The organism is Nonomuraea sp. WAC 01424, assembly GCF_003947315.1.
Taxonomy (GTDB): Bacteria; Actinomycetota; Actinomycetes; order Streptosporangiales; family Streptosporangiaceae; genus Nonomuraea; species Nonomuraea spiralis.
On the sequence record NZ_QHHZ01000023.1, the window covers coordinates 86320 to 105371 of the forward strand.

At 70.7% G+C, this 19052-nt stretch carries 20 protein-coding genes; 11 read left to right on the forward strand and 9 right to left on the reverse strand.

Annotated features, from left to right (window positions below; translation table 11 throughout):
* Positions 1-365: 365 nt before the first annotated feature.
* A complete protein-coding gene (locus tag DMB42_RS45915) occupies positions 366-584 on the forward strand; it encodes a hypothetical protein (RefSeq protein WP_125646324.1) in 219 nt (72 codons plus the stop codon).
* A 244-nt stretch (positions 585-828) separates the two neighbouring features.
* Here DMB42_RS45915 and DMB42_RS45920 read toward each other — a convergent pair whose 3' ends face one another.
* Positions 829-1134, reverse strand: coding sequence for a DUF1330 domain-containing protein (locus DMB42_RS45920; RefSeq protein ID WP_125646325.1), 306 nt, complete (start codon positions 1132-1134; stop codon positions 829-831).
* A 188-nt stretch (positions 1135-1322) separates the two neighbouring features.
* Between DMB42_RS45920 and DMB42_RS45925 the strand changes: the two genes are divergently transcribed.
* Together DMB42_RS45925 and DMB42_RS45930 are read left to right on the forward strand one after the other, a co-directional pair.
* Positions 1323-2225 carry a LysR family transcriptional regulator gene (locus tag DMB42_RS45925; RefSeq protein WP_125646327.1) on the forward strand — a complete coding sequence of 301 codons (903 nt, stop codon included), beginning with the start codon at positions 1323-1325 and terminating at the stop codon, positions 2223-2225.
* A gap of 284 nt (positions 2226-2509) precedes the next feature.
* On the forward strand, positions 2510-3049 hold the full coding sequence (locus DMB42_RS45930; protein WP_125646329.1) for a DinB family protein: 540 nt from the start codon (positions 2510-2512) through the stop codon (positions 3047-3049).
* Between the two features lie 9 nt (positions 3050-3058).
* Here the strand turns inward: DMB42_RS45930 and DMB42_RS45935 are convergent, their stop codons facing one another.
* Together DMB42_RS45935 and DMB42_RS45940 are read right to left on the reverse strand one after the other, a co-directional pair.
* A complete protein-coding gene (locus DMB42_RS45935) occupies positions 3059-3748 on the reverse strand; it encodes a sulfite exporter TauE/SafE family protein (protein WP_260478331.1) in 690 nt (229 codons plus the stop codon).
* Between the two features lie 272 nt (positions 3749-4020).
* Positions 4021-5247, reverse strand: a complete 1227-nt coding sequence (locus DMB42_RS45940) for an MFS transporter (protein ID WP_125646333.1) — start codon at positions 5245-5247, stop codon at positions 4021-4023.
* An 86-nt stretch (positions 5248-5333) separates the two neighbouring features.
* On the opposite strand from DMB42_RS45940, the gene DMB42_RS45945 reads away from it, so the two are divergent.
* Positions 5334-6491: a GlxA family transcriptional regulator gene (locus DMB42_RS45945; RefSeq protein ID WP_185845212.1), complete on the forward strand. Its 1158-nt coding sequence runs from the start codon at positions 5334-5336 to the stop codon at positions 6489-6491.
* Positions 6437-7156 carry a neutral zinc metallopeptidase gene (locus DMB42_RS45950; protein ID WP_125646335.1) on the forward strand — a complete coding sequence of 240 codons (720 nt, stop codon included), beginning with the start codon at positions 6437-6439 and terminating at the stop codon, positions 7154-7156. The genes DMB42_RS45945 and DMB42_RS45950 overlap by 55 nt, the downstream gene beginning before the upstream one ends.
* A 28-nt stretch (positions 7157-7184) precedes the next feature.
* Here the strand turns inward: DMB42_RS45950 and DMB42_RS45955 are convergent, their stop codons facing one another.
* The gene (locus DMB42_RS45955; protein WP_221762663.1) at positions 7185-7817 is read right to left on the reverse strand and encodes a TetR/AcrR family transcriptional regulator C-terminal domain-containing protein; all 633 of its coding nucleotides are present in this window, start codon (positions 7815-7817) and stop codon (positions 7185-7187) included.
* Between the two features lie 71 nt (positions 7818-7888).
* Here DMB42_RS45955 and DMB42_RS45960 point away from each other — a divergent pair, with 71 nt between their 5' ends.
* Both DMB42_RS45960 and DMB42_RS45965 read left to right on the forward strand, forming a co-directional pair.
* Entirely contained in the window at positions 7889-8809 is a 921-nt protein-coding gene (locus DMB42_RS45960) for an ATP-binding cassette domain-containing protein (protein WP_125646337.1), read from the forward strand.
* Positions 8810-8873: 64 nt separating this feature from the next.
* Positions 8874-9668 carry an ABC transporter permease gene (locus DMB42_RS45965; protein ID WP_125646339.1) on the forward strand — a complete coding sequence of 265 codons (795 nt, stop codon included), beginning with the start codon at positions 8874-8876 and terminating at the stop codon, positions 9666-9668.
* A gap of 147 nt (positions 9669-9815) precedes the next feature.
* Here the strand turns inward: DMB42_RS45965 and acnA are convergent, their stop codons facing one another.
* Together acnA and DMB42_RS45975 are read right to left on the reverse strand one after the other, a co-directional pair.
* Positions 9816-12545, reverse strand: coding sequence for an aconitate hydratase AcnA (acnA, locus tag DMB42_RS45970; protein ID WP_125646341.1), 2730 nt, complete (start codon positions 12543-12545; stop codon positions 9816-9818).
* A gap of 145 nt (positions 12546-12690) precedes the next feature.
* Entirely contained in the window at positions 12691-13419 is a 729-nt protein-coding gene (locus tag DMB42_RS45975; protein WP_125646343.1) for a metal-dependent hydrolase, read from the reverse strand.
* 310 nt (positions 13420-13729) lie between these two features.
* Here DMB42_RS45975 and DMB42_RS45980 point away from each other — a divergent pair, with 310 nt between their 5' ends.
* From DMB42_RS45980 to DMB42_RS53845, 4 genes are all read left to right on the forward strand, one after another.
* Entirely contained in the window at positions 13730-14482 is a 753-nt protein-coding gene (locus DMB42_RS45980; RefSeq protein ID WP_125646345.1) for a PadR family transcriptional regulator, read from the forward strand.
* A 55-nt stretch (positions 14483-14537) separates the two neighbouring features.
* A complete protein-coding gene (locus DMB42_RS45985) occupies positions 14538-15032 on the forward strand; it encodes a DUF1707 domain-containing protein (RefSeq protein WP_125646347.1) in 495 nt (164 codons plus the stop codon).
* Between the two features lie 90 nt (positions 15033-15122).
* Positions 15123-15803, forward strand: a complete 681-nt coding sequence (locus DMB42_RS45990; protein WP_125646349.1) for a DUF6879 family protein — start codon at positions 15123-15125, stop codon at positions 15801-15803.
* Positions 15804-15956: 153 nt separating this feature from the next.
* Complete coding sequence (locus tag DMB42_RS53845) at positions 15957-16829, forward strand: CAP domain-containing protein (protein WP_185845213.1); 873 nt, start codon at positions 15957-15959, stop codon at positions 16827-16829.
* A 39-nt stretch (positions 16830-16868) separates the two neighbouring features.
* Here DMB42_RS53845 and mug read toward each other — a convergent pair whose 3' ends face one another.
* From mug to DMB42_RS55700, 3 genes are all read right to left on the reverse strand, one after another.
* Positions 16869-17366 carry a G/U mismatch-specific DNA glycosylase gene (gene mug, locus DMB42_RS46000; RefSeq protein WP_125646353.1) on the reverse strand — a complete coding sequence of 166 codons (498 nt, stop codon included), beginning with the start codon at positions 17364-17366 and terminating at the stop codon, positions 16869-16871.
* Between the two features lie 31 nt (positions 17367-17397).
* Positions 17398-18792 carry a sugar porter family MFS transporter gene (locus tag DMB42_RS46005; protein ID WP_125646355.1) on the reverse strand — a complete coding sequence of 465 codons (1395 nt, stop codon included), beginning with the start codon at positions 18790-18792 and terminating at the stop codon, positions 17398-17400.
* 85 nt (positions 18793-18877) lie between these two features.
* Positions 18878-19003 carry a hypothetical protein gene (locus DMB42_RS55700; RefSeq protein WP_260478332.1) on the reverse strand — a complete coding sequence of 42 codons (126 nt, stop codon included), beginning with the start codon at positions 19001-19003 and terminating at the stop codon, positions 18878-18880.
* Positions 19004-19052 lie beyond the last annotated feature (49 nt).

The window sequence follows — 19052 nt, forward strand, 5'->3', positions numbered from 1 at the left end:
GCTGCTACGGTGCCGCCGAGACTGCTGGGCCGAAGTCTCGCCGGAGGGTACGCGGCCGGGAACGAGGCCGGCCTCCTGAACGCGTACTACAAGCGGCGCCGCGATGCTCGAGCTCGCCCGGAGATGTGACCGGCCGGCGGATCCTCGACGCCGGCTGCGGCTGGGGTGCAGCCAAGGTACGGCGGAAACCGGCAACAGGCGGGTAGCGGGGCCGGTAGTGGGAGCGGGTTCGGGCTACTGGCCCGCGCGGCGTCGGAGTCCCTGAGCCTGGAGGCGGTCGTGGAGCTCGGCTTCCTCGGGCGTTTCCGGCTCGCTGCACTGCCGGATCGGGGCGGGCTTGGGTCTTGGGTCTTGGGTCTTGGGTCTTGGGTCTCAGCGTCACACGGTCGTTCGCGGCGGCCTGTCCGGGCTGCCGCCTCGGCTACGGCGAATGCCCGGTAGAGGCATCCGGCGTCAAGGGCATCACCCGGCCCGGCCTGACCTCCGCCCTCGGCCACATGCGCCGCGGCGACACCCTCGTCGCGCTCGACCCGACGGCGACGACCGCGAGCACGTCGAGGTGTCCGCCCTCGCCCTGCACCTGATCCGGGCGACCGTCGCCTGCCTCGACACCCACCTGATCCAGATCGTCCTGCGCGACGACCCCAAGCTGCGCGCGCCGGGAGTGGGGCCGGTGCCGCTGGTGTGGCTGCCCCGCGACGGCCAGGTCGTGGCCGAGCTCCCGCCGCGCAAGGGCAGCACGAGCACCCACGAACCCCGCCACGCCAGCAGCCGCACCAGCGAAGACCAAGATGGTGGATCTTCAGTGAAGATCCGGCTGGACCTCGGTCAGTCGATGCCTTCGACGATGCGGAAGTCGCGCTCGACGCCGTCGGGGAAGGCCACCAGCGCCTTCTGGTATGCCTCGCTCTCGTATGCCGCGACGGCCTGTTCAAAGCTGTCGAACTCGATCAGAACGACGCGCTGCGTGATTCCGGCCTCGTGGGCGACGACTCGACCGCCAAGGGACGGGAGGAGGACCAGGTTGCGCCCACCCCCAGCCTGTACAGCCGGACCGGCCAGCTTGTCGTAGGCAGCCAGCCTCTCAGTGTCGGAAATGGCGGGGTAGACGCTGACCCAGTAGCCCTTAGCCATGGAAGCCTCCCGTGTTCGGCCGGACACGTCCGACTTCGAATTGACACTCAGATCGATCTATCCCGGCGACGGGTACTGCGGTCAGTTGAATCGACATATGCGCAGGTTAGGGCTTGATATGCGGCCGAGGGAAAGACCCGTTCGGGATAAACTCAGAACGGATCGTTATCAATCGACAGGGAGGGCACGTGGCGCCGGACACGGTGAGCCTGCGCTACTTCCTGGTGCTGGCGCAGGAGTTGAACTTCACCCGCGCGGCCGCACGGATCGGTATCGCACAGCCCGCACTCAGCGCCCGGATGCGCCGATTGGAGGCGGAACTCGGTACGGCCCTGCTGATCCGCAACACGCGTAGCGTCGTATTGACCACGGCCGGTGCGGCTTTGGCGGAGTCCGCGCCGCCCGAGCTGGCGGCGCTGGACCGGGCATGGGACACCGCCCGGAGCGCGGCGGCCGGCGAACTGGGCACGCTGCGCATCGGATACAGCCTCAGCACCGGGGCCGAGACGGCACCGGCCCTGGTGGACAGGCTGATTCGCGGCAACAGCGGACTCGAGGTCAGCGCGGTCCCGATGGCGACACCGGAGATCTCCCCCGCGGTCGCCGACGGCCGCATCGACGCCGGGATCACCCGCGGTGAACAGCCGGGCCGTGGCGTGCGCCGATTCCTGCTGCGGCGTCAGCGCATCGGGGTCCAGCTGGCGCAGCACCATCCGCTGGCCGAACACCCGGAGATCGAGATCGCCGACGCGGCCGCGTATCCGCTGCGACTCCCGGACCGTGCGGCCAACCCCGTGATCCACGATCAGCTGTCCGCACTGTTCCGAGACACCCGACCACAGCCCCGATTCCACACACCCGCAGTCTCTTTCGACATGTCTCAGCGCGACCTGCTCGACGGGATCACCCTCGCCCCGGCCGGAGAAGCCGCGATCACGACATCACCGGCCGGTCTCACCTGGCGACCGCTGCGGGGCGCGCCCAGCCTGACGATCCACCTGGTCCTCCCACGCGAGCCGTCGCCACTGCACCGCCGCGTCCGTGCCGTCGCCAGAACCCTGGCGCACGAGCTGCACTGGCTGCCGGACTGACGCGCAAGAGGTCAAGCGAGACGGACGTCCGCGGTGGCGAGGCGACCAGACTTACACAACCCGAAGCCGAAAGTTTGCCCCTCGCCACGTTAGTGTCTGTCCGCGCGCCTGGCTGGAGCTGGTACCTGCCTACAACATTCGCCTGTCTCGACCATCGGCTCTTCCTCGCCAACCAACGCCCCCTTGTCACGCCGCCGCCCCGCCGGCATACCGGGCGCGCGGTGGCCTGCGGCTCGTCCTCGCCCTTGCGGGTACGGGAGGCCCGGCCGGTACGCTGTCCGCTCATGACCGACTTCGACGAACAGGGACGCCCCGAGCCGCCTCTCATGGGCGACGAGACGGCGACCCTCCTGGGCTACCTCGACTTCCTGCGGGCCACCCTGGAGTGGAAGTGCTCCGGCCTCGACGCGGCGGGCCTGAACACCACCGCCGCCGCCTCCCCCCTGACACTCGGCGGCATGCTCAAGCACCTGGCCTACGTCGAGGACCACTGGTTCTCCCGCCGGCTCCACGACCGCGAGCCGCACCCCCCGTGGAACACCGTCGACTGGAACGCCGACCCCGACTGGGACTGGCACTCGGCCGCCGACGACACCCCCGGCGAACTGCTGGCGCTCTGGCGTGACGCGGTGGCCCGCTCCCGCGACCTGCTCGCCGAGGCCCTGGCCACCGGCGGCCTCGACCAGCCCGCCCGGCGCGCCTGGCCCGACGGCCGGAGCCCCAGCCTGCGCTGGATCCTCGTCCACATGATCGAGGAGTACGGCCGCCACGCCGGCCACGCCGACCTCATCCGCGAGTCCGTCGACGGACTGACGGGCGAGTAGCCCGGCCGGTCAGGCGAGCAGGCTCTGCGTGATCAGGGCCAGCGCCGAGGTGGTGGCCACGAGCAGGACGGCCACACGTACCTTGCCGCCGTCGAGGTAGCGCCGCAGCGGGCCCGACGCCAGGAAGCCCAGCACCATCGGCACGATCAGCGTCGCGCCCGTGGCGAGCGCGCGGGCGGGCAGGTGGCCGACGAGCGCCAGGACGACCATCGACTGGGCGGCGCTGAGGAAGAAGAACATCGCCAAGGTCGCCCGGATCTGGGGCCCCTTGGCGTCCTGGTATACCAGCGCGAGGGGCGGGCCGCCGATGCCCGTGGCAGTGCCGGTGATCCCGGACACGAAGCCCGCGCCGATGATCGTCGCGCCGTTGCGGGTGACGCTGACCGTACGGGCGGTGAGGCCGACGGCCAGCAGCACCATGACGCCGACGAAGACGCCCAGTGCCTGGACCGAGACGTACACGACGATGAACGCGCCGACGGCGCTGCCGGGCAGCCTGCCGAGCACCGCGAACCCGAGCCCCCGCCAATCCACCCGCCGCCACTCCGCGGCCAGCGTGAACAGTGGCAGGGTCATGTTGACCACCTGGATCGCGCCGGGCATCACGGTGTGGTCGAGCATCGTCATCACGGGCGCCGCCACCAGCCCGAGCCCGAACCCCACACTCCCCTGAACCACCGCCCCCACAAATACGGCCAAACCACCAACAACAACCACCAAAACCGCATCTTCCACCCCCCGAGTCAACCACCCCCCAACCCCCCTAAACCCCCAGCCCGTACGGGGCCGGGCACTGGGCGGTGGCGCGGCGCAGGACAGCGAGGCGGCCGGGAAGCGAAGTGGCGGAGCCGGGGACGGCGGGGATGGCCTCGGCGGCGGGGCAGCGGGTGCAGGACTGCGTGGTGGCGAGGTGGTGTGCGGCTCGCTGCCTCGGCCGTCCGACGTCAGGACCGGGGGATGGGGGCCCGGTGTCAGGTGCGGTGGAGGCGGCGGATGGAGGGGGTGAGGAGCAGGGCCGCGCAGACGGCGAACGAGGCCCCCGCCGAGACGAACAGCAGGTCCCGCGAGCCGACCACCTCCGACACCGGCCCCACCAGCGCCTGCCCCACCGCGATCCCGGACACCGACCCCGCGATCTCATAGGCGGTCACCCGATTGAGTACGTCGGGTGCCACCTGCGTCTGCACGCTCGTCGACCACATCACCGCCCAGAACGCCAACGCCATCCCCCCCGCCAGATGCCCCGCCATCAGCAGCGGCAACGGCAACTCCAGCGCCACCACCAGCGGCATGAACCCGAACCCGACGATGGCCGCCCCACCCGCGGCCAGCGGCCGTGACGGCCGGAACCGCATCGCGATCACCCCGCCGAGCACGGTCCCGGCGCCGAGACCGGCCATCACCCACCCGTACGCGGCCTCGCCGAGACGGTCGCCGATCATGCGCGAGCTGAGCGGGACGAACGGGCCGAAGACCAGGATCCCGAAGACCACCCAGATGAGGATCACCGACCACATCCAGCTCCGGGAGCGGAACTCCACCCAGCCGCGCCGCAGGTCCACCAGGACCGTCGAACGCTCCTCCTTCGCCCGGCGGGCCGGAGCCAGCCGGATGAGGGCCAGGCACAGTCCGCTGATCAGGAACGTCCCCGCGTCGACCGCGTAGACGGCGCCCGCGCCGGTCAACATCATCAGCACGCCCGCCAGTACGGGCCCGCCGAGCTGGGTCATCGCGTCAGCGATCTTCAAGGTGCCGTTGGCGCGCTGCGGGTCCTCGGCGACGAGCGGGATCATGCCGTTGACGCCGGGCTGGAACATCGCGCTCGCCGTACCGGACAGGAAGGAGGCGGCCAGCAGCAGCCAGAGCGGCGGGGTGCCGGTGAAGAACGCGACGGCCACGGCGGTCTGGGTGAAGATCCGGATGATGTCCGCGGTCACCATCATGGCCCGCGCGCCCAGCCGGTCGGCGAACACCCCACCGAACAGGATGAAGGCCACAAAGGGGGCGGTGCAGATGGCCAGTACGTACCCGACGCCGGCCACCCCGTAGATCGCGCCGACGGCCAGCGCGGTCGCGACGGGCATCATCGAGTCGCCGAGCAACGACACCGACCTGGCGCCGAAATACAGGACGAAGTCCCTGGTCCAGAGCCCGGCGGGGGCGGCGACGGACGGTTCGCGGTCGTAGAGGGCGGTCATTTCCTGAACTCCATGACCCACTACTCTGGACATCCCGCAACCCCGGCACAGGTGTCCACAATGACATCATTAGGTATATTTCTGCCATGAAGCACCGTGTCGTCGCCCTGGTCGGCCCTGTCCAGGAGCTGTACCCGGTGACCAGCGCCTCCGCGGTCTTCGGCTACCACGGCCCGGACATCCCCCACCACTACGAGTTCGCGCTCTGCGCCGAACGGCCCGGCCCCATCCGCACGACCCTGGGCGTCGACATCGTCGTCGAACGCGGGCTGGAGGCCCTCGCCGAGGCCGACACCCTGATCGTCGCGCTCAGCGGCTGCTCACCGGTGGAGGTCTCCCCCGACCTCGGCGCCGTGGTGCTGGCGGCCCACTCCCGGGGCACGAGGATCGTGGCCATCGCCTCCGGCGTCGTCGTCCCGGCGAGCCTCGGCCTCCTCGACGGCCGCACCGCCGCCGTCCACTGGGAGCTGACCGCCGAACTCGCCGTACGCTTCCCGCGCGTACGTACCGACTCGTCCGTGTTGTACGTGGACCACGGCGACGTGGCGACGGCCGGCGCCACCGCCACGACCGTCGACCTCTGCCTGAACCAGGTCCGGGACGAGCACGGCGCCGCCCTGGCGATGCGCATCGGCCGCCAGTTGTCGGCCGCCCCGCACCGGGAGGGTTGCCAGCGCCAGTATCCCGAGCTGCCGACGACCGGCCCGGTGCCCGACTCGCTCGCCCCGCTGCTGGACTGGATCAACGCCAACCTGGACCGGCCGCTGACGGTCGAGGACATGGCTGCCCGTTCCGGACTGTCGGGCCGTACGTTCAGCCGTCACTTCACCGACCGGCTCGGCATCTCCCCCGGCCGCTGGCTGCTCGCCCGCCACCTGGCCGGCGCCCGCGCCCTGCTGGAGGAGACCGACCTGCCGGTCGAGACCGTGGCCCAGCGCGTCGGGCTGTCCTCGGCGGTGAACCTGCGCCGCCACTTCCACAACGCGCTGAACACCACCCCCGCCGCCTACCGGCGCTCCTTCCGGCCGGACCGCGCACCGCACGTCCACCCCGAGGCCGCGCCCGTGAGCTGCACACCGGGCACATCGGGCACACCGCGCACACCGAGCACGCCGAGCACGCCGCGCACGCCGGGCACACAGGGCACAACGGGCACGCCTCCCGAGGCCGTTCCTCTAAGCTGCTCACCGTGTACTCCCCCGCCCCGCGCGGCCGCGCCGCGTTCGCCGTCCTGGCGCTCCTAGCGGTCCTAGCGGTCCTGACGGTCGTCGCCGCGCCCGCGCAGGCCGCCGCGCCGAAGCTCGGCCGGTCGGCGTGTCCCGAGACGCCCCTCAGCTCCGGCGGCATCCCCAGGAGCCGGGAGTACCTCACGGCGGTCGTGAAGTGCCTGGACACGTCGTGGCGGACGTACGTCGAACGGGTGGGGCGCACGTTCCGCAAGCCCGTCGTGCGCTACTACGACGAGCCGGAGCGCCGGGTGTGCGGGATCGCCTGGCCCGAGCACGCGGCGGCCTTCTACTGCATCGGCCGTAACACCCTGGTCTTCCCCCTCACGGGCGGCTGGATCGAGGGCCGCACCGACCTCTACCCGTTCAAGGTCGCCGCCCACGAGTACGGCCACCACGTGCAGAGCCTCCTCGGCGTGCGCAAGGGCGCCGACAGCCGGCGCTACGAGCTCCAGGCCGACTGCCTGTCGGGCGCGTTCCTGGGCAGCGTGTGGCCGTCGTTGTCCCGCACCCGCCAGGACTGGACGGCGTTGCTCGACGCCACCAGGGCCGCCGGCGACGAGGGCGAGGAACACAGCCACGGCACGGGCGCCAACCGCGTCCACTGGCTGGAGCGCGGCTACCGGGCCGTCTCCCCGGCGGCCTGCGACACCTGGTCGGCCCCGGCCTCGAAGGTCTCCTGACCCAGCCGCGCCTCCATCCCGTCGAGGATCACTCGAAGGTCTCCTGACGCAGCCGCGCCTCCATCCCGTCGAGGATCAGCCGCAGCCCGCCCTCGAACGACCGCTCGCCCTGCGGGTCGCCCACCTCCGCCAGCCCGGCCATGAGCCGCGGGTGGGCCTCCTGGAACGCGGCCAGGTCCGGCATGGCCCCGTCGGCGTCCGGCCGCATCCGGTCGGCCTGCTCCTCCAGCACGAACCCGGCGACGTACGAGCTGACCGCGAACAGCCCGCGCACCGCGTCGCCCGCCGTGAACCCGGCCGACTCCAGTGACGCCACCGACCGCTCCACCACCTCGAACAGCAGCGGCGACGGCCGGGTGCCGGCCACCAGCCGGGCCCCGTCGCGGTAGGAGTTGAGCATCGCCCGGTCCCGGTGGGCGTAGTCCCTCATCCACTCCCGCCAGGCGGCGGGATCGGCGAGCGCGGGACGGGTCATGTGGGCGGCCGTCATCGCCGCGGCCATGGCGTCGAGCAGCTCCTGCTTGTTCTTGACGTGCCAGTAGAGCGCGGGCGCCTGGACGCCCAGCTCCCCCGCGAGCCGCCGCAGGGTGAGCCCGTCGAGCCCCTTGTCCTGCAGCAGCCGCAGCGCCGCGGCCACGATGATGCCCTTTTCGAGTGCCACGATTGACAGCTTAACAACGTTAAATGCATCCTTGACGCTGTTGGATTTAACACCGTTAAGGAGACCTCGCGATGATCTACGCGGAGGGTTTGCGGAAGCGGTACGCCACCAAGGACGCACTCAGGGGCATCGACCTCGACGTCCCGGCGGGCACGGTGTGCGGACTGCTCGGACCGAACGGCGCAGGCAAGACCACGACCGTGCGCATCCTGGCCACCCTGCTCCGTCCGGACGGCCGCCGGGCCGAGGTCGCCGGGCTCGACGTGGTGCGCGACGCGGCCCGGCTGCGTTTCCGCATCGGCCTGGCCGGTCAGCACGCGGCCGTGGACGAGCTGCTGACCGGCCGGCGCAACCTGGAGCTGTTCGGCCGCCTCTACCACCTGTCCAGGGCCCGGGCCAGGAGCAGGGCCGACGAGCTGCTGGAGCGGTTCGGGCTGGCGGAGGCGGGGCGGCGGCTGGTCAGGACGTACTCGGGAGGCATGCGGCGGCGGCTCGACCTGGCCGCCAGCCTGATCGTCGCGCCGCCCGTGTTGTTCATGGACGAGCCGACCGCCGGGCTCGACCCGCGCAGCCGCCTCCAGCTCTGGGACGCCCTGCGCGACCTGGTACGCGAAGGCACCACGCTGCTGCTGACCACCCAGTACCTCGACGAGGCCGACCATCTCGCCGACCAGGTCGTGGTGCTGCACGAGGGCCGCGTGGCGGCGGCCGGCTCACCCGGCGCGCTCAAGAAGCAGGTCGGCGGCGACCGCGTCCAGATCGTCTTCCGCGAGCCCGGTGACGTGGCGGCGGGCCTAAGGGCGCTCGGCCCGGCCGTCTCCGCGGCCGAGCCGGCCGAGCCGGGCGGGACGCGGGTGACGCTGCCCGCGCCCGACGGCGCGCAGTCGCTCGTCCGCGCCGCGCGCGCCCTCGACGCCGCCGGGCTCGCCGTCGAGGACCTCGCGCTGCGCCGCCCGACACTCGACGAGGTCTTCCTCCACCTGACCGCGTGACGCGCCCAACAGCCCGACAGCCCGACCGCGTGACGCACCCGACAGCCTGACAGGAGCCACGAGAATGAACCTGCGCTGGACCATCGTCGACTCCCTCACCATCGCGGGCCGTACGTACTCGCGATGGAAGGCGCAACCGGGCGAGATCGCCGGCTTCCTGGTCTTCCCCGTGATCATGACCGTGCTGTTCGGGTACGTCTTCGGCAGCGCGATCACCCTCCCGGACGGCGGCGACTACCGCGCCTTCCTGATGCCGGGCATCTTCATGCAGGTCATGGCCATGACGGCGACCGCGGCCGCCACGGCGGTCGCCGAGGACATGGAACGCGGGATCATCGACAGGTTCCGGGCCCAGCCCATCGCCCGCAGCGCCGTGCTCGTCGGCCGCACGGTGGCCGACCTGTCGATGCACCTGATGTCGCTGGCCGCGATGGTCGCGGCGGGCGTCCTGCTGGCCGGATGGCGTACGCACGGGTCGCCGGGCGAGACGGCGGCCGCCTTCGGGCTGCTGGCGCTGTTCGGCCTGGCGATGATCTGGGTCGGCACCTACATCGGCCTGTATGTGAAGAGCGGCGCGCAGGCCGACGCCGCCACGTTCGGCTGGCTGTTCCCGATGACGTTCCTGGCCAACACCTTCGTGCCCACGGAGGGCCTGCCCGCCTGGCTCAGGCCGCTGGCCGACTGGAACCCGATGAGCGCGACCGTGGCCGCCGCCCGCCGCCTGTTCGGCAATCCCACCTCGGCGGGCTCGGTCTGGCCGCTGCACCATCCGGTCGCGGCCAGCGTGCTGTGGTCGGTGGCGCTCATCGCCGTCTTCGCCCCGCTGGCCACCCATCGTTACCGCACCTCGAGCCGGTGACGTGGAAAGCGGAGAGCCGCCCGGCGGAGGGTGTTCCGCCGGGCGGCTCTCACGGGTCGGGTGATACCCCCGATGCGGGCGCGTGAGGATCGCGCCCCGTCCCCGGCCCGCGGCCGGCTCTTGACCGTACGCGGGCGCGGGAAGTCACTACTTGGCCAGGAGCGAGCGCAGGACGTACTGCATGATGCCGCCGTGGCGGTAGTAGTCGGCCTCGCCGGGCGTGTCGATGCGGACGACCGCGTCGAACTCCACGTCACCGGCCTTGACGTGCACCGTGGACGGGATGCCGCCCCCGTTGAGCGCCTCGACGCCGGTGATGTCGAAGGTCTCCTCGCCGGTCAGCCCGAGCGAGTCCGCCGTGGCCCCCTCGGGGAACTGCAGCGGGAGCACGCCCATGCCGATCAGGTTGGAGCGGTGGATGCGCTCGTAGGACTCGGCGATCACGGCGCGCACGCCGAGCAGCGCGGTGCCCTTGGCCGCCCAGTCGCGCGAGGAGCCCGAACCGTACTCCTTGCCCGCGAGCACCACCAGCGGCGTGCCGGCCTCGGCGTAGTTGACCGAGGCGTCGTAGATGAACGACACCGGGCCGTCTGCCTGGGTGAAGTCGCGGGTGTAGCCGCCCTCGGTGCCGGGCGCGATCTGGTTGCGCAGGCGGATGTTGGCGAACGTGCCGCGGATCATCACCTCGTGGTTGCCGCGCCGCGAGCCGTAGGAGTTGAAGTCGCGGACCTCGACGCCGTTGGCCTGGAGGTATTGGGCGGCGGGGGTGCCGGTCTTGATCGAGCCGGCCGGCGAGATGTGGTCGGTGGTGACCGAGTCGCCGACCTTGACCAGCACGCGGGCGCCCGAGATGTCGGTCACCGGCTCCGGCTTCTCCGGCATGCCGTCGAAGTAGGGGGCCTTGCGCACGTACGTGGAGGACGGGTCCCACTCGAAGGTGTCGCCGGTCGGGATCGGCAGCGAGCGCCAGTGGTCGTCGCCCTTGAACACGTCGGCGTAGTCGCGCTCGAACATGTCGCGGCCGATCGAGGAGTTGACCACGGTCGCGATCTCCTCCGGCGCCGGCCAGAGGTCCTTGAGGAACACCGGCTGCCCGTCGGAGCCGAGACCGAGCGGCTCGGTGGCCAGGTCGATGTCCATCGTGCCGGCCAGCGCGTACGCCACCACGAGCGGCGGCGAGGCCAGGTAGTTCATCTTGACGTCGGGGTTGATCCGGCCCTCGAAGTTGCGGTTGCCGGACAGGACCGCGGTGACCGCGAGGTCGTTGGCCTGGATGGCGTCGGAGATCTCCGTGGGCAGCGGCCCGGAGTTGCCGATGCAGGTGGTGCAGCCGTAGCCGACCAGGTTGAAGCCGATCTTGTCGAGGTACGGCTGCAGCCCGGACCGCTCGAAGTAGCCCGTGACGACCTGCGAACCCGGGGCCAGCGAGGTCTTGACCCACGGCTTGCGGGTCAGGCCCTTCTCGACGGCGTTGCGGGCCAGCAGCGCGGCGCCGATCATGACGTACGGGTTGGAGGTGTTGGTGCACGAGGTGATCGCGGCGATCGACACGATGCCGTGGTCGATCTCGACCGACGTGCCGTCGGCCAGCGTGACCGGGACCGGCTTGTGCGGCCGGCCGCCGTCGGCGCGGGCGTTGGAGGCGGGCGCGTCGGAGGCGGGGAAGGACTCCTCGCCCTCCTCGTCGACGCCGTCGACCACGTAGTTCTCGACGTCGCGGCGCCAGGTGGCCTTGGCCGCCGACAGCTCGATGCGGTCCTGCGGGCGCTTGGGGCCGGCGATCGACGGGACGACCGTGCCGAGGTCGAGCTCGATGTACTCGGAGAAGACCGGCTCGGGGCCCTGCGGGTCGAGCCAGAGGCCCTGGGCCTTGGCGTACGACTCGACCAGCGCGATCTGCTCCTCGGAGCGGCCGGTCAGGCGCAGGTAGTCGACGGTCTGGCCGTCGATCGGGAAGATGGCGCAGGTGGAGCCGAACTCGGGGCTCATGTTGCCGATCGTGGCCCGGTCGGCCAGCGGCACGGAGGAGACGCCCTCGCCGTAGAACTCGACGAACTTGCCGACGACGCCGTGCTTGCGCAGGATCTCGGTGATCGTCAGGACCAGGTCGGTGGCCGTGGCGCCCGCGGGCAGCTTGCCGCTGAGCTTGAAGCCGACCACGCGCGGGATCAGCATGGAGATCGGCTGGCCGAGCATCGCGGCCTCGGCCTCGATGCCGCCGACGCCCCAGCCGAGCACGCCGATGCCGTTCTCCATCGTGGTGTGGGAGTCGGTGCCGACGCAGGTGTCGGGGTAGGCCTTGCCGTCGCGGATCATCACCACGCGCGCCAGGTGCTCGATGTTGACCTGGTGGACGATGCCGGTGCCGGGCGGGACGACCTTGAACTCGTCGAAGGCCGTCTGGCCCCAGCGCAGGAACTGGTAGCGCTCATGGTTGCGCTCGTACTCGCGCTCGACGTTGCGCTGGAAGGCGTCGGGGTGGCCGAAGTAGTCGACGATGACCGAGTGGTCGATGACCATCTCGGCGGGCGCGAGCGGGTTGATCCGCGCGGCGTCGCCGCCCAGGTCGCGCACGGCCTCGCGCATCGTGGCCAGGTCGACGACGCAGGGCACGCCGGTGAAGTCCTGCATGATGACGCGGGCGGGCGTGAACTGGATCTCCACGCTGGGCACCGCGTTGGGGTCCCAGCCACCGAGCGCACGGATGTGGTCGGCGGTGATGTTGGCGCCGTCCTCGGTGCGGAGGAGGTTCTCCAGCAGGATCTTCAGGCTGTACGGGAGGCGTGCGGCGCCCTCGACGGCGTCAAGCCGGAAAATCTCGTACGCCGCGTCGCCGACGCGTAGCGTGTCACGGCTGCCGAAGCTGTTCGCGGACACGGTGATTCGCCTCCTCCATCAGACAATTGCTCACTTGAATCCTGCCGCACCCACGGAACGACACGTACGTTAGGTGAACCTAACCTGCGGGACTCGCGGCGGATGTCTCGACGTCAAGATATTACTACGGTATCTCGACATCAAGTTAAAGCGGGGCCAGCCGCCAGAAGAGCAGCCCGATGATCGCGACGGACAGGATCGGCGCGAGGATCTTCTGCTCGAACTTCTTGCCGGTCTTGATGCCGATCTTCCACGGCAACACGAACTTGGCGCCGAGCGGCCAGAGCACCGGGCATCCCCGTTCGGTCATGCAGTCGCCGACCACGTGGATCAGGCAGCCGACGCCCACGGCCAGGCCGAGCCAGGCGTACCCGACGTGCAGGGAGAGGAAGACGGCGTAGAGGCCGGCGGTCAGGCCGATGTTGATCATCGCCGAACCGGCCTTGTTGCCCGGGATGCCGACGCCGATGGCCCGCAGGGCCAGCCCGACGAGCAGCACGACCACGATGTCGCGGCCGATCGGATAGGTGTTGGCCAGCCAGTGGACGCCGAACCCGAGCGCCGCGGCGAAGACCAGCGAGTGCGTCATGCCGCGGTGGCCGCCGCTGATCCACGACACGAACTTGCTGAGTAACCAGGTCACCGGACCGAAGGTCTGGGCGATGGTCGCGCTGGGATGGTCGAGGTCGGGCAGCATGGCCGCGCCCGCGCAGACCAGGGCGCCGGCGATCAGCTCGGCCGGGCCGAGCGCGCCGGCCATGATGCCGGTGTCGATGAACCGGGAGCTCTCGTTCAGCAGCGGAAGTGCGGCGAGCGGCGGCGCCAGCGCCAGCCAGGCGATCGCCCCGGTCATCGCGTGCGTGTGCCCCATCATGATCGGGACTGTATTGCAAAGAGCCGCTTTACGCGGAGAGCCCCGCCGCACGAGCCTCCGGACGGTGGAACGGTCCGGCCCGAAGTACCCGCAAACGCAGACGAGGTCGTCTCCGCGGCGACAGCACCCCCCAGCCCTGCCGACGCGGAACGACCTCGTCTGCTCTGTTCAACGGCGCTCATCCCAATACTGTTCCCCGATTCCGCAACTTTTTCGTGATCTGTCTCACTCTTCCCAACGGCTTGTGAACGAAACAGTAGCGATATATCGTTGACGCATCGAGAACAGATCGCGATAGAAGGAGAAAATCATGAGTTACACGCATGCAGCGGGCGGCGAGTGGTTCGCCCCCCGCGAGAACCTGCGCGCGGCCCGCGAGAAGCTGAGGGCCATGGCCGACGCCTTCGAGCAGATGGGCGGCCATCACCACCATCACCGGGGCGGCGGTGGGCAGGGCGAGCGCCGGCAACGCGGCAGGCGCGGCGGGCCGGGCGGACCGTTCCCGTTCGAATTCGGCCGCGGCGGCCCCTTCGGTCCGGGCGGGCCTTTCGGTTCGGGCGGTCCCTGGGGCGGACACCACGGCTGGCGCGGCGGCCGGGGCCGCAAGGCCAAGCGGGGCGACGTACGCGCCGCGATCCTGGCCCTGCTGGCCGAGGAGCCGCGCAACGGCTACCAGGTCATCCAGGAGATCGCCGAACGCAGCGAGGGCGGCTGGAAGCCCAGCCCCGGCGCCGTCTACCCGGCGTTGCAGCAGCTCACGGACGAGGGCCTGGTGATCGCGGAGGAGAACGAGGGCCGCAAGACCTTCCGCCTCACCGAGGAGGGCCGCGCCTACATCGAGGCCCACGCCGACGAGGTACGCGCCCCCTGGGACGACATGCGTCCGGACATCGACGACAACACCGCCGATCTCTGGCACATCGCCCGACAGTCGGCATTCGCCATGATGCAGGTTCTTCAGACCGGAAACGACGCACAAATCCGCGAAGCGCGTAAGACTCTGGTTGAGACCCGGCGCAAGCTCTACCAGATCCTGGCCGACGGCGAACCGGGCGAGGAGTAACCAGGTGACCGGCTCCGCAGCGACAGGCCGGTTCGGGGAGAGCGAGGAACCAGGCATGGACCACAACGATCTCCGTATCGGCGACGCCGAGCGCGAGCAGACGATGGCGGCCCTGCGCGAGCACTTCGCACAGGGCCGTCTGACCCACGAGGAGCTCGACGAGCGGCTCGACCGGGCACTGGCCTCCAAGACGGTCCGCGACCTCTCCCAGGTGACGGCCGATCTGCCCGGCCAGGCGCCCGCCTACAGCCCCGGCTACGCCCCCGCCCAGCAGCTCCCCCAGTTCGACCGGGACGCCTGGCGCGACGCCATGCGGGCACACCGTCAGCAGATGCGGGCCATGCACCACGGGCAGGCGGGCCGCCGCTGGAACCGCCACCACGGTCACGGGCGGGGCCACCACGGTCCCGGACCGTTCCTTCCCTTCCTGATCGTCTTCGGGGTGCTGGGGCTGGTCTTCGGGTTCGGCTTCTTCAAGATCCTGCTGGCGGTCTTCCTGGTGGCCACCGTGTTCAACCTGGTGCACCGCCGCTTTCACTACCGCGGGTGACCGTCACGCCCCTTCGTGATGTTGGGCCTTGACCCGGATCAAGCTCCATTTCATGATCTGGGCGGGTCTCACCGAGCGAAGGGGCGTCGCATGATCAAGCCGGGTTCCGTGCTGGCCGTCACGAATCCGTTCGCCGCCGTGGGCGGCGCCGGCGCACTCGTCCTGGACGCGCCCGGCTACCTGGCCGCCTTCGAGCGCGACCACGCGGGCTGCGCCGCTCCCCTGTGGAAGCTGGAGCGCGCCCAGAGTTTCTACGAGCCCGACGTGGCGAGCTGGCGGGCCATGATGGACGGCGACTGGGCCGGCTCCCTCGCCCTGTCGGAGAAGATGGCGCCGCTGGTGGCCGGCTACTTCCGCCATCGCGTGCCGGTCCGGCGGGTGCGGGTGGTGGAGTTCCCGGTCAGCCCGTACCTGCAGTGGGAGATGCATCTGCTGGACATGCGGGCCAGGGCCGGCTCGCCGTGCCGGGTGGTGCCCGCGGCGCGCGTGGCCGCCCTCGAACCGCTGCCCGAGCTGGTGATCTTCTCCCCCGAGCTGATGTACGAGGTCCTCTACGACGAGTACGGCGGCGGCGCGGGCGGCCGGCGCATCACCGATCCCGGCGTGGTCGGCCCATGCCTGCGGGCGGTCGAGGAACTGTTCGCCGAGGGGGAGGACGTACGCGACTTCCATCGGCGGGAGATCGTGCCGCTGCCGCCGCCGTCGATCACCGACGAGATGCGGGCCGCCGTGCCCGCGTACGCCCACAGGACCGAGGAATTCAGGGTCTGACAACCCCGGGCGTGGAACGGGCCAGGACGCCTCTGGGGACACTTTGGTTTACCCGGACCTCAAGGAAATTTCGCAAATATCGTGACATTGGGGTTCCGGTCCCACCAGAATGCGGTGCGATCCAGCGTCCATCGCAACTGGAGGAAGCCCCCGATGCGCAAACCCCTAGGGGCACTCGCCGGCCTCGTGAGCCTGGCCGCACTCTGTACGCCGATGACCACGGCCGAGCCCGCCACGGCCGGCAGCGAGGCCGCGAGCCGCTGCCGGGTCACCGTGGCCGCCCCTCGTGTCAACGACTCCGCCCAGATCGTCTCCGCCGCCACCCGCCGGGGCTGCCGTACGGACACGCTGCTGCGCGTGCGCGTCAAGCGCGCCGTCCCGGGCCCCGACCCGGTCGTCAAGAGCGGCGCCACCAGGTCCGGCAGCCTCGCGCTCACCCTGCCGTGCGCGCCCGGCGTCTACTACGCGGTCGCCACCGACTACCGCGGACGCGGCGCGAGGTCCAAGGCCGTCAAGCTGTCCTGCGCCCCGGCCGGTACGCCGACGCCCACCCCCACGACCTCGGCCACCCCGTCCCCCAAGCCCAGCGGCACCCCCACCGCCACCCCGACCGGCACCCCGGGCGGCGGCGCCGTGGGCACCGCGGAGGAGAACGAGGTCCTGAAGCTGGTCAACGCCGAGCGGGCCAAGGGCGACTGCAAGCCGCTCAAGCACGACCCGCAGCAGCTCGCCGCCGCGTTCGGCCACTCCTCGGACATGGCGGCCAAGAACTACTTCGACCACACCTCGAAGGACGGCCGCAGCTTCATGGACCGGATCAGGGCGGCCGGGTTCACCGGCGGCACCGCCTTCGCCGAGAACATCGCCTTCGGCCAGGCCACCCCGGCCTCCGTGATGAGCTCCTGGATGAACAGCTCCGGCCACCGCGCCAACATCATGAACTGCCGGTACACCGTGATCGGCGTCGGCGCGGCCAAGAACGCCCAGGGCCGCATCTACTGGACGCAGGACTTCGCGGCCAAGTAGCCCCGCGCGGGTGCCCCGCCACCGCGGGGCACCCGCGGCTCAGTCCAGCGACGCCCGCAGACGGCCCATCTCTTCGGCGATCGTGGCCACGGTCCAGTGGGCGTTGAGCCCGCTCGGGTTCGGCAACACCCACACGCGGGCCCCGCCGACCGTCTCGGGCTGCGGGCCGATGACCGACCTCGGCCGCGCGAAGGCCGTCCGGTACGCCGAGATCCCCAGCACCGCCAGCACCCTCGGCCCCAGCTCCGCCACCTTCCCGGCCAGGTGCCGCCCGCCCTCGGCCAGCTCGTCCCTGGTCAGCTCCGACGCCTTGGCGCTGGCCCGGGGGACGATGTTGGTGATGCCCAGCCCGTACGAGGGGAGCAGGTGCTGCTCGGCGGGGGCCAGCAGGCGCGGCGTGAAGCCGGACAGGTGGAGCGCCGGCCAGAACCTGTTGCCCGGCCGGGCGAAGTGGTGGCCGGTGGCCTCGGACATCAGGCCGGGGTTGATGCCGCAGAACAACACGTTCAGACCGGGACCGAGCACGTCGACGAGCACGTGCCGGAGATTAGCCCACCGCGCGGCCTGGTCAGCCCATGTCTTCGAGCTTGCGGCCCTTGGTCTCCTTGATCCATTTGGCGACGAAGAGGAGGGACAGCAGGGCGAACAGGGCGTACATGGCGTAGGTGAGCGGCAGGTTCCACTCCGACAGCGCCGGGAACGAGACCGTGATCGCCCAGTTGGCCAGCCACTGCGCGGCGGCGGCGACGCCGAGCGCGGCGGCGCGGATGCGGTTGGGGAACATCTCGCCGAGCAGGACCCAGACCACGACACCCCACGACAGGGCGAAGAACAACACGAACACGTTCGCCGCGACCAGCGCGATCGGCCCCTGCGGGCTCGGCAGCGCGCCCCCGGCGCCCGTGGCCGCGTTGAACGCCCAGGCCGCGGTGCCCAGCGCGATCGTCATGCCGGCCGAGCCGATCAGCAGCAGCGGCTTGCGCCCGATCCGGTCGACCAGCGAGATCGCGATGAACGTGCCGATGATGTTGATGATCGAGCTGGAGAAGCTGATCAGCAGCGAGTTGCTCTGGTTGATGCCCACCGACTGCCACAACACGGACGAGTAGTAGAAGATCACGTTGATGCCGACGAACTGCTGGAACGCCGACAGGATGATGCCGATCCAGACGATGGGCAGCAGCCCGAACGCGCGTCCGCGCAGGTCCTTCAGCCCCGGCACGCGCTCGGTCCTGAGCACGTGCTGGATCTCGGCGATCCGGGTGTCGAGGTCCACGTCCTCGCCCTCGACCTCGACCAGCACCTCGCGGGCCTTCCTGGACCGGCCCGACATGATCAGGTAGCGGGGGGACTCGGGGATGGCCGAGGCGAACAGCAGGTACAGCAGGGCCGGGACGGCGCACGCGCCCAGCATCCACTGCCACGCCTGCAACCCCCACAGGTGGTTGTTGACCTTGCCGCCGGCGAGCTGGGCGATCAGGTAGTTGACGAGCTGCGAGACCGCGATGCCGAGCACGATGGCGAGCTGCTGGAACGAGCCCAGCCGCCCCCGGTAGGCGGGCGGCGCCACCTCGGCGATGTAGGCCGGCCCGAGCACCGAGGCCATGCCGATCGCGAAGCCCGCCATGACCCGCCACAGCGCCAGGTCCCAGATCGCGAACGGCAACATCTGCCCGATCGAGCTGACGGTGAACAACACCGCGGCCACCTTCATCGACCGGGTACGTCCCCACCTGTCGGCCAGCCCGCCCCCCACCCAGGCACCCAGCGCGGACCCGAGCAGCGCGATGGCCACGACGAAGCCGATCTCCACCGCGCCCACCCGGAAGTGCCGCTGGATGCCGGTGACCGCGCCGTTGATGACCGAGCTGTCGTAGCCGAACAGGAACCCGCCGATGGCCGCCGCGGCGGTGATGAAGACGACGTGGCCCAGATGCTCCTGATGGGTGTGCCGAGTAGCCATGAAGGTCCCTTCCCCGTGATCGGGGACCTACCCGGCGGTCACCTCTGTAGCGCGGCGCTTACCCAACCTTGGCACAGAACCGGTGTCAGCTCCTGGTCAGCCAGAAGACCGCGATCACGACGAGCGCCACCGCCATCGCCACGGCGTACAGCAGCAGGGCGCGTCCAAGTCGGCGCCGGACGTAGCCGGGACGGTGGCGGTCGGCGGTCATCTCGTCTCCTTCGAAGGGGCCGGGTTCATGGGCGCGAGATCACAGGAAC

What these genes read in the sequence shown, in the direction of transcription:
- DMB42_RS45920 (WP_125646325.1), bottom strand. Translation starts at nt 1,134, where the DNA reads ATGGCTAAGGGCTACTGGGTCAGCGTCTACCCCGCCATTTCCGACACT.
- DMB42_RS45930 (WP_125646329.1), top strand. Translation starts at nt 2,510, where the DNA reads ATGACCGACTTCGACGAACAGGGACGCCCCGAGCCGCCTCTCATGGGC.
- DMB42_RS45940 (WP_125646333.1), bottom strand. Translation starts at nt 5,247, where the DNA reads ATGACCGCCCTCTACGACCGCGAACCGTCCGTCGCCGCCCCCGCCGGG.
- DMB42_RS45945 (WP_185845212.1), top strand. Translation starts at nt 5,334, where the DNA reads ATGAAGCACCGTGTCGTCGCCCTGGTCGGCCCTGTCCAGGAGCTGTAC.
- DMB42_RS45960 (WP_125646337.1), top strand. Translation starts at nt 7,889, where the DNA reads ATGATCTACGCGGAGGGTTTGCGGAAGCGGTACGCCACCAAGGACGCA.
- DMB42_RS45965 (WP_125646339.1), top strand. Translation starts at nt 8,874, where the DNA reads ATGAACCTGCGCTGGACCATCGTCGACTCCCTCACCATCGCGGGCCGT.
- DMB42_RS45975 (WP_125646343.1), bottom strand. Translation starts at nt 13,419, where the DNA reads ATGATGGGGCACACGCACGCGATGACCGGGGCGATCGCCTGGCTGGCG.
- DMB42_RS45980 (WP_125646345.1), top strand. Translation starts at nt 13,730, where the DNA reads ATGAGTTACACGCATGCAGCGGGCGGCGAGTGGTTCGCCCCCCGCGAG.
- DMB42_RS45985 (WP_125646347.1), top strand. Translation starts at nt 14,538, where the DNA reads ATGGACCACAACGATCTCCGTATCGGCGACGCCGAGCGCGAGCAGACG.
- DMB42_RS45990 (WP_125646349.1), top strand. Translation starts at nt 15,123, where the DNA reads ATGATCAAGCCGGGTTCCGTGCTGGCCGTCACGAATCCGTTCGCCGCC.
- DMB42_RS53845 (WP_185845213.1), top strand. Translation starts at nt 15,957, where the DNA reads ATGCGCAAACCCCTAGGGGCACTCGCCGGCCTCGTGAGCCTGGCCGCA.
- DMB42_RS46005 (WP_125646355.1), bottom strand. Translation starts at nt 18,792, where the DNA reads ATGGCTACTCGGCACACCCATCAGGAGCATCTGGGCCACGTCGTCTTC.
- DMB42_RS55700 (WP_260478332.1), bottom strand. Translation starts at nt 19,003, where the DNA reads ATGACCGCCGACCGCCACCGTCCCGGCTACGTCCGGCGCCGACTTGGA.